The organism is Mesorhizobium sp. M7A.F.Ca.AU.002.02.1.1 (assembly GCF_003998535.1).
Classification (GTDB): domain Bacteria; phylum Pseudomonadota; class Alphaproteobacteria; order Rhizobiales; family Rhizobiaceae; genus Mesorhizobium; species Mesorhizobium ciceri.
This window is the reverse complement of record NZ_RZPB01000103.1, coordinates 1-12,287: the sequence shown is the minus strand read 5'-3', so window position 1 is coordinate 12,287 and position 12,287 is coordinate 1. Positions and strand designations below refer to the sequence as shown.

Genomic DNA, 12,287 nt, shown 5'->3' with positions numbered 1-12,287 from the left:
CCGTGGGCGGCATCGCCGGCGAGTGCGATGCGGGGCGCGACGAAAGCACGCGCAATGGTCAAGCCGAGCGGCCAGGCGCGCGGCGCATCAGTAACGCGGATCTCGCCAAGCTTCAGGCCAAAACGCTGCTCGAGTTCGTGTTCGAACAGGAGATCGTCACCGGCCACCAGCTTCTCGGCATCGGGCGTACGCTCGACCCAGACGATCGACGAGCGGTTGGTGCCGTCCTCACCGGGTTTGAGCGGCAATGTGGCGAAAGGCCCGGCCGGCAGGAAATGCTCTTCGGCGCGACCATTGTGCGGGCGTTCATGCGCTACCGTGCAGACGATGCCGGACTGGCCATATTCCCACTTCACCGTCTTGATGCCGGCCATGTCGCGCAGCTTCGAGTTGACGCCGTCGGCGGCGACCAGCAGCCGCGCCTTCAGCGCTGCGCCGTCGGCGAGATGCACGGTGATGCCACTGCCGTTGGTCTCGAAGCCCTGCACCGCGACGCCTTCGATGATATCGATGCCGAGCCTTTCGGCGCTGGCCCGCAAGGCGCCGTTCAGCACCTTGTTGGCGACCATATGCGCAAAGGGCTCGCCCGGCGCCACTTCGCCGCCGAAGGTCAGGAAGACCGGACGCACCGGATCGGCGGTGCGCGAATCGGTGATGATCATCTCAGTGATCGCCTGCGCCTGGGGTGCGATCTCGGCCCACACGCCGAGCTGGTCGAGCATGCGGCAGGCGGCAGCGGCAATGGCCGAGGCGCGGCCATCCCTTTGCCAGGCGCCAGCAGGTGCCGCATCGACGAGAGCGATGGCGAGGCCCGGTCGCGCCTGTTTCAGCGATACGGCGGCGGCCAGGCCGACATAGCCGGCGCCGGCGACCAGGACATCGAGCCCGGATCTGTTTTTCGTGTCCGCCTTGCGTTCCATCATCTTCGCTCCTGCGCCGGCCGGGTCTTGCGCCCTTGACTGCCTGTCCGTCCTGTCGGAAACCGCCATAACACTTCTGCGGCGAGGGCGCGAAATATGACGGCAGCCATGGACGAGCTTCTCGGCATTCTCGACCTCGAGAAGCTGGAACACAATCTGTATCGTGGTCGCAGCCCGCTGCTCGACTGGCAGCGCGTGTTCGGCGGCCAGACCATCGCCCAGGCGCTGGTGGCGGCGCAGCGGACAGTGGATCCCGATCGGTACGTGCATTCGCTGCACGGCTATTTCATGCGGCCCGGCGACACCAAGGTGCCGATCGTCTACGAGGTCGACCGCATTCGCGACGGCGGCTCCTTCACCACGCGGCGCGTGGTGGCGGTCCAGCACGGCCAGGCGATCTTTTCGCTCGAAGCCTCGTTCCAGCAGGATGAGGTCGGCCTGGAGCACCAGGTGCCGATGCCGCAGGACGTTCCGGGGCCGGACACATTGCTGTCGCAACGCGAATTGCTGGGCAAATTCGGCGAGGCGGTGCCCGATGGGATCAAACGCTACTGGGAGCGCGACCGGCCGATCGAGATGAAGCCGGTGATGCTGAAGCATTACACCAGCCGCGAAAAGCTGGAGCCAAAGCAGAACATCTGGATCCGCACCACCGGTCCGGTGCCGGCGGACCGCGCCATCCAGGCAGCGGTGCTCGCCTATCTCTCCGACATGACGCTGCTCGACACATCGACCTTCGCGCATGGCCGCGCCATTTTCGATCGCGATATCCAGGCGGCGAGCCTCGACCACGCCATGTGGTTCCACCGCAGCCATGCGCTCGACGACTGGATGCTCTACACGCAGGACAGCCCGTCGACGCAGGGCTCGCGCGGCTTTACACGCGGCTCGCTGTTTGCCCGCGACGGTACGCTGATTGCCTCGGTTGCGCAGGAAGGGCTGATCCGGCTCAAGCGATCGCCTGCAGAGTAGGCATTTTTCGAAATTTGCCCAATTTTTAAGCAGGCGTATCGCCGCAGCTGTGGGCAGGTTGCGTCGGCGCACTCCCTAATCTCTTTGTTTACAGTGGGTTAACACCCTGCTTCCGCACTTGGCACGGAGCTTGAATCCTTGTGGGCACTCTCCGGCTCTTTGGGATCGGTGAAGGTGTACAAACGCGGGGGACCGCAACAGCAAAGGGTGAAACCTTATGAAAATCGTGATGGCAATCATCAAGCCGTTCAAGCTCGACGAGGTACGCGAAGCGCTCACCGCCGTCGGCATCCAGGGCCTGACCGTCACCGAAGTCAAAGGCTACGGGCGTCAGAAAGGGCATACGGAGATCTATCGCGGGGCGGAATACGCGGTCAGCTTCCTGCCGAAGATCAAGATCGAAGTCGCGGTCAGTGCCGACATGGTCGACAAGGCCGTCGAAGCCATCACCGCAGCCGCCAAGACCGGCCAGATCGGCGACGGCAAGATCTTCGTTTTCGGCATCGATCAGGCGGTGCGCATCCGCACCGGCGAAACAGACACCGACGCGCTCTGAGCGGCGATCACGTATTCCAATGGAGAGTTCAATGAATATTCCTTCCACCTTGAAGACGACGGGACGAGCTGCCCTTTTGGGTTCGCTTACTCTCGCAGCATTGGGCACGGTTGCCGCCTTCGCACAGGAAGCGGCACCGGCCGCAGCCGCGGCCGCGCCGGCTGCTGCCCCGACCCCGGTGCTCGACACCGGCAACACCGCCTGGATGCTGACCTCGACGGCGCTGGTGCTGATGATGACCATTCCGGGCCTGGCGCTGTTCTACGGCGGCATGGTGCGCAAGAAGAACGTGCTCGCCACCGTCATGCAGAGCTTCGCCATCACCTGCCTGGTGACGGTGCTGTGGTTCATGTTCGGCTATTCGCTGGCCTTCTCGGACGGCGGCGGCGTGAACAGCTATATCGGCGGCACCTCGAAGTTCTTCCATCACGGCATCACCACGGCCTCGCTGTGGCTGCCGGGCGTCGCCAACATTCCTGAATTCGTGTTCTCGATGTTCCAGATGACATTCGCCATCATCACGCCGGCGCTCATTGCCGGCGCCTTCGCCGAACGCATGAAGTTCTCGGCGCTGCTGATCTTCATGGCGTTGTGGCTGCTGGTCGTCTACGTGCCGATCGCGCATTGGGTCTGGGGTGGCGGCTTCCTCGGATCGGCGGGCGTGCTCGACTTTGCCGGCGGTACGGTCGTTCACATCAACGCCGGTGTCGCCGGTCTGGTCTGTGCGCTGGTTCTCGGCAAGCGCGAAGGCTATGGCACCACCAACATGGCGCCGCATAACCTGGTCTATTCGGTGATCGGCGCTTCACTGCTGTGGGTTGGCTGGTTCGGCTTCAACGCCGGTTCGGAACTGGCAGCCGACGGTCTTGCCGGCGCTGCCATGCTCAACACCCAGGTTGCCACCGCCGCGGCGGCACTGGCCTGGATGTTCGCCGAATGGATCGTCGCCAAGAAGCCTTCCGTGCTCGGCATCATCTCGGGTGCGGTTGCCGGCCTGGTCGCGGTGACGCCGGCTTCCGGCTTCGTCAACCCGACCGGTGCCTTCATCGTCGGCATCGTCGCAGGCGTCGTCTGCTACCTCTCGGCGGTCAAGGTCAAGCACATGTTCGGCTATGACGACTCGCTCGACGCCTTCGGCGTGCATGGCGTCGGCGGTGTGGTCGGCGCTCTGCTCACCGGCGTGCTCGCCGACCCGGCGATCAACAGCCTCGGCGCAGGTGCTTCGCTCGGCAAGCAGATCTACGGCGTTGCCGTCACCATCGTGTGGACCGGCATTGCCACCTTCGTGCTCCTCTACATCGTCAAGGCGCTTGTCGGCCTGCGCCCGACGACCCAGGAAGAGGTCGAAGGCCTCGACATCTCCCAGCATGGCGAAGTGGTGCCGTAAGGGCGGAACCCTCCTCCCGCCGGCCCCATATCTCCACGCAATTCCGAATGGAAAGCGCTGCACAGTTCTCCTGGAATTGCTTTGAAAGATCCCGTCGTGACGCTCCCGAAAGGAGTTCACGCATTGAGGCCCGGATCGCATCCGGGCCTCTTTTTTTGGCAAGCCATTCCGGCAATGCCCGGCTTCACGCAATCACGTTCGCGTGATCATGTTTTTTGAGGAAACAACGACCGCTCTGGTTCCGAACCGTGGGGACGATCGTCGTTCTGACGCTCGTGCCAAACAACAGGGAAGGAAACCATCTCATGAACCTCAAGAACATCTGTCTCGGAGCGCTTGCTCTTTCCATGATCGGCGGCGTGGCGTTTGCCGGTGCTCTGGACGAGCCCGACAACATGGCGCCGTTCTTCACGGATTCCGGCATGAAAACCATGAAGCCGATGGCGGGCTTCAAGACAGCTTTCATGGCCATGCCGATGGAAAAGCAGGAAGCGATGAAGAAGGAATGCCAGGATGCGGCGATGAGCAAGCCGCATGCGGAATTCTGCGCCAATGTGCAGGCGCTCGGCGGCGCCAACTGATTTGCCGCGATCGGGCCGAGGCCCGATCTCCGTTCAGACGACCAATGGCGGGCCGGCAGCCCGCCATTGTTTCGTTCGATGGAGCTCCATCGGTCCGTCGTCCATCATTGCCTCATACGGCTCAACCGGCGGTAATGAGGTTTGAGCGTCTCAACCTCTTATAGTTAATGCGCCCTTAACCTTCCCACCGATAGTCTGAGACCCGAATCTGCCGGAGTGCGCCACGCACCCGGCGAGTCCACGACAGACGGGGAAGAGCATGCGTTCAGGGGCTTCAGCACCGCTCGCGCTGGCCGATACGGGGCACGGCATCCAGGCGTTCGCGCGGCGTCAGGTCGGGCGGCTGGTTGGCGTCGGCCTGTTCGCGCTGGCCGCCTTTGGCGTTGCCAGCCTTGCCACCTGGAATGTCGCCGATCCGAGTTTTTCCCACGCGACGAACAACTCCGTCACCAACGCCATGGGCTATGCGGGTGCCGTGTTCTCCGACCTCGCCATGCAGTTCTTCGGCCTCGCCGCCGTCGCCGCCCTGGTTCCGACGGTCATCTGGGGCTTCCTGCTGTTTTCCGCGCGCGGTGTCGACAGGCTGCCCAAGCGCGGGTTGTCCTGGTTCGGCTTCGCGCTGCTGGCCGCGGCGATGGTCGGCTGCGTGGTGCCGCCCAAGACCTGGCCGCTGCCCACCGGCCTCGGCGGCGTGTTCGGCGACATGGTGCTGAAGATCCCCGGTGTCGTCATCGGCGGCTATCCGACCGGGCTGATCGCCAGCATCATCGCCATCCTGCTGTCGGCGCCCGCACTGTGGCTCTTCGCCCATGGCTCGGCGCTGATCGGACGCAAGAACGGCTTTGCCGTGATGGAGGACGAGCCCGCCGTCGATCCGCGCGAGGACGACCTTTTGTTCGACAATGACGAGGACGAAGGCGACGAGGGCATCCTGGCGCTCGGCGCCATCACCCATTGGTGGCTGTCGCTGCGCGCGTGGATGCACCGCCGCGCCGTGCGCCGCAGGCAGGAGCGGGACGAGTACGAGCCGGAGATGGAGCAGCGCTCCACCGCCTGGCGCCGCGCCGCCGAACGGGTCGAATCGGCCGAGTTCGCCGAGCAGCGGATGAGCCAGGATGGCCGCGCCCGCGTCGAGCCGGAATTCTTCGCCGCCATGGTCAACGACCGCAGCGCCTCGCTCGACCCCGACGATGCCGATATCTTCGACGACCGCTTCGACAATGCGGGCGAGGATGCCGATTTCGACGATGAGCCTGTCGTGCAACGCCGAGGCGCGCCGACCGCCAAGGTACAGCCGTTCCGTTCCGATGCCGCCACGCGCGTCGAGGCGCCGGCGGCGCGCCCCGTGCCCGGCGCCCGTGTGCAGCGCGAGGCGCAGACATCGCTGATCGGCTCTGAAAAATTCGAAATGCCGTCGCTGCACTTCCTCTCCGAGCCGAAGAACGTGGTGCGCGACGCCAGCCTGTCCAAGGACGCGCTGGAACAGAACGCGCGCCTGCTCGAAGGCGTGCTGGAGGATTTCGGCGTCAAGGGCGAGATCATCGCCGTCCGTCCGGGTCCGGTCGTCACGCTCTATGAGCTCGAACCGGCGCCCGGCATCAAATCGTCGCGCGTCATCGGCCTGTCCGACGACATCGCCCGCTCGATGAGCGCCATCGCCTGCCGCGTCGCGGTGGTGCCCGGCCGCAACGCCATCGGCATCGAACTGCCGAACGCCAAGCGCGAAACCGTCTATCTCAGGGAGATCCTGGCCAGCCGCGACTTCGAGACGACGAAGGCCAAGCTGGCACTGGCGCTGGGCAAGACCATCAATGGCGAGGCGGTCATCGTCGACATCGCCAAGATGCCGCACGTGCTGGTCGCCGGCACCACCGGCTCGGGCAAGTCGGTCGCCATCAACACCATGATCCTGTCGCTGCTCTACCGGCTGACGCCGCAGGATTGCCGGCTGATCATGATCGATCCGAAGATGCTGGAACTCTCGGTCTATGACGGCATCCCGCATCTGCTGACGCCCGTCGTCACCGATCCGAAGAAGGCGGTGGTGGCGCTGAAATGGACCGTGCGCGAGATGGAGGACCGCTACCGCAAAATGTCCAAGGTCGGCGTGCGCAACATCGACGGCTTCAACGCCCGTGTCAGCCAGGCGGACAAGAAGGGTGAGAAGATCTCGCGCACCGTTCAGACCGGCTTCGACCGCCAGACCGGCGAGGCGATCTACGAGACCGAGAACCTCGATCTCGAGCCGATGCCTTATATCGTCGTCATCATCGACGAGATGGCCGACCTGATGATGGTCGCCGGCAAGGACATCGAAGGTGCCGTGCAGCGCCTGGCGCAGATGGCGCGCGCCGCCGGCATCCATGTCATCATGGCAACGCAGCGGCCGTCGGTCGACGTCATCACCGGCACCATCAAGGCCAATTTCCCGACCCGCATCTCCTTCCAGGTGACGTCGAAGATCGACAGCCGCACCATTCTGGGCGAGCAGGGCGCCGAGCAGCTGCTCGGCATGGGCGACATGCTCTACATGGCCGGCGGCGGCCGTATCCAGCGCGTGCACGGCCCGTTCGTCGCCGATGAAGAGGTCGAGAAGATCGTCGCGCATCTGAAGCTGCAGGGCGTGCCGGAGTATCTCGACGCCATCACCGAGGATGATGGCGAGGATGACGACGAGCCGTCAGGCAAGGGTGGAGCGAGCGGCGGTGGCGGCAACAGCAATTTCGAGGATTCCGACGATCCTTACGATCAAGCGGTCTCCGTGGTGCTGCGCGATGGCAAGGCCTCGACCAGCTATATCCAGCGCCGGCTGGGCATCGGCTATAACCGCGCTGCCTCGATCATCGAGAAGATGGAGAAGGAAGGTATCGTCGGCCCGGCCAACCATGCCGGCAAGCGCGAGATCCTGGTGCCGACCGAAGAGGACAAGTTCTGACCAGAAAGCCTGACCCTTGCGACATCCGGCAACCTTGAACCTTTCAAGGCGTTGAAGCGACCAAGGGACGCCCGACCCGCCAAATTTCAGCCCAACTGGGGGTCCAAGCACAGAACAACTCAGGAATCAGACGAGAGTGACCGACATGAAAAACGATCTTTCAGCGCTCAGCACATTTGCTCCATCCCGGCGTCAGTTGCTGGGCCTCGGTCTGGCGTTTGCAGGGGCGGCAGCCTTCAACGCGGTGCCCGGCTTCCAGGTGCTGGCCTCGGCGCAGGCGGCTGTGCCGGCCGCTGCGCAGAAGATCGCCGACCACTTTTCCTCGGTCAAATCGATGAGCGGCGAATTCGTGCAGTTCGGCCCCAAGGGCGAGCAGACCGGCGGCAAGTTCTTCCTCGAACGGCCGGGCAAGATCCGCTTCAACTACGACGGCTCTTCGAACTTCCGGGTGATTTCAGACGGCCAGTCGGTGGTCATCCTGAACAAGAGGCTCAACACGTCCGATCTCTATCCGCTGTCGAAGACACCCTTGAAGCTGCTGCTCGACAACAGGATCGACCTCTCCGGCGACCGCGTCAAAAGCGTCAAGCAGGAGGACGACCTCACAACCATCCAGCTCGCCGACAAATCGGTGTTCGGCAATTCGAAGATCACCATGATGTTCGATCCGAAAACCTTCGACTTGCGGCAGTGGACGATCACCGACGCGCAGGGCAAGGATACGACGGTGATGATCTTCAACACCAAGGAAGGCGTCAGCTTCGCGCCGGATACTTTCGCCATCGACTACACGGCGAACCGCGAGCTCAACACCAACAAGGCGCGCTAGCTTCAAACGCTCCAATAGCTGTGGAAAGCACCGGGCCGCGCCTCGTCGAGCGTTGCCCGGCTTGTCTTTGCGGCTTGCGGCTGGCAATTTCCCGGACCGACTCCGTCAAAAGGCGTCTTCCCCGCCGGGACCCATCGGTTCTGGCCGGTTGCACGCTGTCCTGGATTGCCAAATGCCCTTCTCCATCGCCACCTGGAACATCAACTCCGTTCGCCTTCGCATGCCGATCGTCGAGCGCCTGCTCGTCGAGCATGCGCCCGACGTGCTGTGCCTGCAGGAAACCAAGGTTCCCGACGAACTGTTCCCCGAGAAGGCTTTCCGCAAGCTCGGCTACGAGCACATCGCCTTCCATGGCCAGAAGGGCTACCACGGCGTAGCAACCGTGGCGCGGCGGCCGATCGAATTGGTCGAAAAGCGACGCTTTTGCGAAATCGAGGACAGCCGGCACCTCTCGGTGACGGTGCGGGCCGGCGGCAAGGCGATCCTGCTGCATAATTTCTACGTCCCGGCGGGCGGCGACGAACCGGATCCCGTCATCAACAGGAAGTTCAAGCACAAGCTCGATTTCGTTGCCGAGATGAATGCCATCCGGGCAGAACATGACGAGGTGTCCGGCTCGGTGCTGGTCGGCGACCTCAACATCGCCCCGCTCGAACATGACGTCTGGTCGCACAAGCAATTGCTCAACGTGGTCAGCCACACGCCGGTCGAGACGGAAAATTTCGAGGCGATGCGTCGCGCCGGCAACTGGGCCGACCTGATGCGGCTCAACGTGCCGGATGAGCAGAAGCTCTACACCTGGTGGAGCTATCGCGCGCAGGATTGGGAGCTGTCCAATCGCGGCCGCCGCCTCGACCACGTCTGGTCGTCGCCGAACCTTGTGCCCAGCTTTTCCGGCTACGAGATCCTGCGTCTGGCGCGCGGCTGGGAGCGCCCGTCGGACCATGTGCCTGTCATCGCGCGGTTCGATCTGGACTAGTCTGGTCGAAAATGCCCGCGTGCGGCAGTCAGTCTGTAGAGTTGGGACCGGCTGGATCCACCCACGGGCGGCCCAATCGTGTCACCATCGCCGCGTACCCAACGGCACCTGCCGCCCAGAGGAAGATGCCAAGCTCTTTGACGACGTCCTCGGCGATGGCGGCCGCAGAACCGGGGGTAGGAAACAGCTCTCCGAGCTGGTCGATCGATGCTGACATCGCCAGCAGGAAGCCTGCGGCCACAAAGATGATCGTGCCGTCGAATGTTTTCCGTCGCAGCCGGAAGAACCAGAACAACCCGGCGGCGGCGTAGGCAATCATCGGAACGATCTCCGGTATCCCAACAATGGGCAGCACGTCCTCATGGATCAACAACAGGTCATCGAGGCCCAAGAGGAGGGTAAGGCCGCCGAGAAACGTGCAATCCCATCGGCGCGTGAGCAGGCCAGCAAACAGGGTTGCGGCGCCGGAGCCGATCCATAGCGAAGCACCCAGGGACGAAATCCACCCCGTATAGAAACCGACTCCGGCGGCTGCGGATGGATCTCGATAAAAGATCCACGCGTCCAGACCACGAATTTGCGCGACGGACAGCGCGGCCAAGAGCATCGCAACGTTAATCGCCGCCGCCGCCACCACGACCAAGCGCCAGGCTATTGTCCATTCGCCGCCATGCTTTGTGTTCGGCGCGCTGTTCTCTGGCATTAGCTATTCTCATTGAGGACTGAGAGGAACTCCATTGGAATCAAAGATCAAGAAGTGCTGACCTATGCCTAATCCATTACGATGGCTGCCAGTTCTGCCGCGCCGAGAACTCCGCCTGCATTGTGCCGGTGGTCAGCATCGAACGGTTGCAGCGCTTCGCTCCACCGAACCCATTGTACCATGGCGCCGATGTTCAGGGGAGGCCGGCCTGCAAATGCCCGACCTGAATCCCAGCACGCTTCGAAGCGCGTCCAAATAAATTCGAACTCAAACGGCGCGCTTCACGTCTTCACGCATGTCGTTGCCCCAGGGCTGCTGCGCTGACAGGCCTGCGAGATCCGGTAGATGGGGATGGTCGCGGCGGCGTGTCGCCAGCATCCGTTGCGCCGCTTCGATGATTGTCGGCGCCGGGACATCGGCGACCAGGCCGGTCGGGCTGGCATGGCGGGTCGCGATCACGTCCACGCAGTTCGAAAGCGGCCTCCAACGGGCCATGTTGGCGCCGCCATTGAGGATAACCATCGGCGTCATCACCGTTGCCATGAGATGTGCGGTACCGCCTTCGGCGCCGATGTAAAGATCGGCAAACTCGCCGAGCGCCAGCAAGATGTCACCGATATCGACACCTCCGATCGCGGCGGAATCGACAAGCCGCAGCTTCGGCACGCGCTGAGCCAGCTCAGCCATATCGGGACCGTCGCCGGGGGTTTTCACATAGAGAAGGTTCACCCCGTCGGCGATCAGGCTGTCGGCGATTGCGGCAACCTGATCCGCCGACATGCGCTTGCTGGCGCTGCCATGCGCCGCGATAATGATCAAGGGAGCATGCTTGCCGTCCGCAAGGCTCCTGGCCGCCGCTCGTGCGGCCGGGCTAGGCTCCAGCCGATGATCGAAAGGCAGCCGCTTGCCGGCAAGGCGTTCGATGAGGCGATGGTAGCGCCAGGCATTGTGCCCGGGTCGTGCTTCAGGCCTTTGGCCCAGGCGCCAGGAAAGGGCGAAAGCCGGAAAGTTTGCCTCATAGGCAATGCCGCGGCCGAGCAGTGATGCCGAGGCCTGAAGCAGCCAACGCGCCGAGATGCGGAAATCGACGACGGCCAATCGCCCCTTGCCCTTGCTGTGACCGGCGATCAGGCGCGCCAGCGGCGTCCGCACATTGATCGCATCGACCAAATGGCCGGCATGGCGATTGAGGCTATGTTCAAGGGATGACGACCGGGTGGTTCCGTAGACGATGAAACTATCGGGGAATGCCGTTCTGGCGGCGCGCAATGCCGGAATCCGGATCAGTCCGTCGCCGAACGCGTCATTGCGGGAATACAAGATAATGGTCTCGTACCGCCCTGATGGCATGGCTCGCTCCCCCCAGGAGCCTGGTGGTGATGGCGCCTGCTGCGCCGGCCGCCTTCGAGGTGCTTTAGGATTTCACCTCTTGCCTGTCAACGGAGCCTTGCCGCTGGATCCGGGCGTCCGGACGGCCGCAGTGCGCCACGACCAGTTCATCGCTGTCGTTGAAAACACTTCTCCCTTCGGCTGCGAAGCCAGCAGCTTCGTGGGTACGCTAGATTTAGCCGGAGAAGCGCGGCGCCAGTTCCTCGATGCGGCGGATCATCGCCTGAAATTCCTCCGAGATGCGCTGGTGCAGCTTGACCGCGATCTCGGGATATTCCTCCAGGATGCGGCGGAACATCTTGCGGCTGAGGCGCATCACTTCCGAATCGATCTCGGCCGAGGCGCTGGTCAACCGGTTGGTGTCGGCGATCAATGCCAGTTCGCTCAGGATCGTGCCGGGGTCTGCCGTGCCAATCGGGATGCGTTCACCATTCTGCTCCCGGTAGAGCACGATGCGCCCGCTGACAACGATATAGGCGGAATCGGCCTCGTCGTCCTCGCGATAGAGCTTGTGGTTGGCAATCAGCCTGGTGTTCTCGGCGCCAAAGGCGAGCAGGCGCAGTTGTTCCTGCGTGAAGCCCTCGAAGAGCCTCACGGCGGACAGAACGCGGATGTCGTCATCCAGCGCCATCTAGCTATGTCCCCGAACCGACAGTCCGACTCCTCCTCTGCGAGTTCGATCCAAACCACCCTCCAACTGGATCGTACCCGAAAGCGGCCCCGCCCGGCCGCTCATTGGATAATGAAAATGTTTAAGGAACCAGCTTGTAGCCGCCGCTTTCTGTCACAAGAATTTCCGCATTGGAAGGATCGCGCTCGATCTTCTGGCGCAGCCGGTAGACATGGGTTTCCAGCGTGTGCGTGGTGACGCCGGAATTGTAGCCCCACACCTCCTCGAGCAGCACGTCGCGCGTCACCACCTTCTGGTCGGCGCGATAGAGATATTTGATGATCGAGGCCTCCTTCTCCGTCAGCCGCACCTTGCCGCCGCGCGGGTCGAGCAGCAGTTTCTGGCTGGGCTTGAAAGTATAGGGCC

General features: G+C 63.2%; 12 protein-coding genes. 7 read left to right on the top strand and 5 right to left on the bottom strand.

Annotation, left to right across the window (positions count from 1 at the left end):
- The coding region (locus EN879_RS09410; RefSeq protein WP_164774357.1) for an FAD-dependent oxidoreductase at positions 1 to 920 on the bottom strand (920 nt) is incomplete at its 3' end.
- A 96-nt stretch (positions 921 to 1,016) separates the two neighbouring features.
- Here EN879_RS09410 and tesB point away from each other — a divergent pair.
- The 7 genes from tesB to EN879_RS09375 all read left to right on the top strand — a co-directional run bounded on the left by tesB (position 1,017) and on the right by EN879_RS09375 (position 9,159).
- Positions 1,017 to 1,892: an acyl-CoA thioesterase II gene (tesB, locus tag EN879_RS09405; protein WP_013528888.1), complete on the top strand. Its 876-nt coding sequence runs from the start codon at positions 1,017 to 1,019 to the stop codon at positions 1,890 to 1,892.
- A gap of 217 nt (positions 1,893 to 2,109) precedes the next feature.
- On the top strand, positions 2,110 to 2,448 hold the full coding sequence (locus tag EN879_RS09400; protein ID WP_013528889.1) for a P-II family nitrogen regulator: 339 nt from the start codon (positions 2,110 to 2,112) through the stop codon (positions 2,446 to 2,448).
- Between the two features lie 205 nt (positions 2,449 to 2,653).
- The gene (locus EN879_RS09395; protein WP_224619141.1) at positions 2,654 to 3,835 is read left to right on the top strand and encodes an ammonium transporter; all 1,182 of its coding nucleotides are present in this window, start codon (positions 2,654 to 2,656) and stop codon (positions 3,833 to 3,835) included.
- A gap of 305 nt (positions 3,836 to 4,140) precedes the next feature.
- Complete coding sequence (locus EN879_RS09390; protein ID WP_063170403.1) at positions 4,141 to 4,416, top strand: hypothetical protein; 276 nt, start codon at positions 4,141 to 4,143, stop codon at positions 4,414 to 4,416.
- A 259-nt stretch (positions 4,417 to 4,675) separates the two neighbouring features.
- Positions 4,676 to 7,351 (top strand): DNA translocase FtsK, encoded by a 2,676-nt coding sequence (locus EN879_RS09385; protein WP_063169525.1) that lies wholly within the window; start codon positions 4,676 to 4,678, stop codon positions 7,349 to 7,351.
- A gap of 145 nt (positions 7,352 to 7,496) precedes the next feature.
- The gene (locus tag EN879_RS09380; protein WP_024505000.1) at positions 7,497 to 8,180 is read left to right on the top strand and encodes an outer membrane lipoprotein carrier protein LolA; all 684 of its coding nucleotides are present in this window, start codon (positions 7,497 to 7,499) and stop codon (positions 8,178 to 8,180) included.
- 172 nt (positions 8,181 to 8,352) lie between these two features.
- Entirely contained in the window at positions 8,353 to 9,159 is an 807-nt protein-coding gene (locus EN879_RS09375) for an exodeoxyribonuclease III (RefSeq protein ID WP_063169524.1), read from the top strand.
- Between the two features lie 28 nt (positions 9,160 to 9,187).
- Here the strand turns inward: EN879_RS09375 and EN879_RS09370 are convergent, their stop codons facing one another.
- The 4 genes from EN879_RS09370 to EN879_RS09355 all read right to left on the bottom strand — a co-directional run.
- Entirely contained in the window at positions 9,188 to 9,862 is a 675-nt protein-coding gene (locus tag EN879_RS09370; RefSeq protein WP_063169523.1) for a hypothetical protein, read from the bottom strand.
- A gap of 267 nt (positions 9,863 to 10,129) precedes the next feature.
- On the bottom strand, positions 10,130 to 11,212 hold the full coding sequence (locus EN879_RS09365) for a glycosyltransferase family 9 protein (RefSeq protein WP_082826599.1): 1,083 nt from the start codon (positions 11,210 to 11,212) through the stop codon (positions 10,130 to 10,132).
- 214 nt (positions 11,213 to 11,426) lie between these two features.
- Positions 11,427 to 11,882 carry a Crp/Fnr family transcriptional regulator gene (locus EN879_RS09360; RefSeq protein WP_013528897.1) on the bottom strand — a complete coding sequence of 152 codons (456 nt, stop codon included), beginning with the start codon at positions 11,880 to 11,882 and terminating at the stop codon, positions 11,427 to 11,429.
- Between the two features lie 121 nt (positions 11,883 to 12,003).
- The coding region (locus tag EN879_RS09355; RefSeq protein ID WP_164774356.1) for a winged helix-turn-helix domain-containing protein at positions 12,004 to 12,287 on the bottom strand (284 nt) is incomplete at its 5' end.

Coding starts and splice junctions, on each gene's coding strand:
- EN879_RS09380 (WP_024505000.1), top strand. CDS start 7,497: ATGAAAAACGATCTTTCAGCGCTCAGCACATTTGCTCCATCCCGGCGT.
- EN879_RS09400 (WP_013528889.1), top strand. CDS start 2,110: ATGAAAATCGTGATGGCAATCATCAAGCCGTTCAAGCTCGACGAGGTA.
- EN879_RS09375 (WP_063169524.1), top strand. CDS start 8,353: ATGCCCTTCTCCATCGCCACCTGGAACATCAACTCCGTTCGCCTTCGC.
- EN879_RS09385 (WP_063169525.1), top strand. CDS start 4,676: ATGCGTTCAGGGGCTTCAGCACCGCTCGCGCTGGCCGATACGGGGCAC.
- tesB (WP_013528888.1), top strand. CDS start 1,017: ATGACGGCAGCCATGGACGAGCTTCTCGGCATTCTCGACCTCGAGAAG.
- EN879_RS09365 (WP_082826599.1), bottom strand. CDS start 11,212: ATGCCATCAGGGCGGTACGAGACCATTATCTTGTATTCCCGCAATGAC.
- EN879_RS09395 (WP_224619141.1), top strand. CDS start 2,654: ATGCTGACCTCGACGGCGCTGGTGCTGATGATGACCATTCCGGGCCTG.
- EN879_RS09370 (WP_063169523.1), bottom strand. CDS start 9,862: ATGCCAGAGAACAGCGCGCCGAACACAAAGCATGGCGGCGAATGGACA.
- EN879_RS09360 (WP_013528897.1), bottom strand. CDS start 11,882: ATGGCGCTGGATGACGACATCCGCGTTCTGTCCGCCGTGAGGCTCTTC.
- EN879_RS09390 (WP_063170403.1), top strand. CDS start 4,141: ATGAACCTCAAGAACATCTGTCTCGGAGCGCTTGCTCTTTCCATGATC.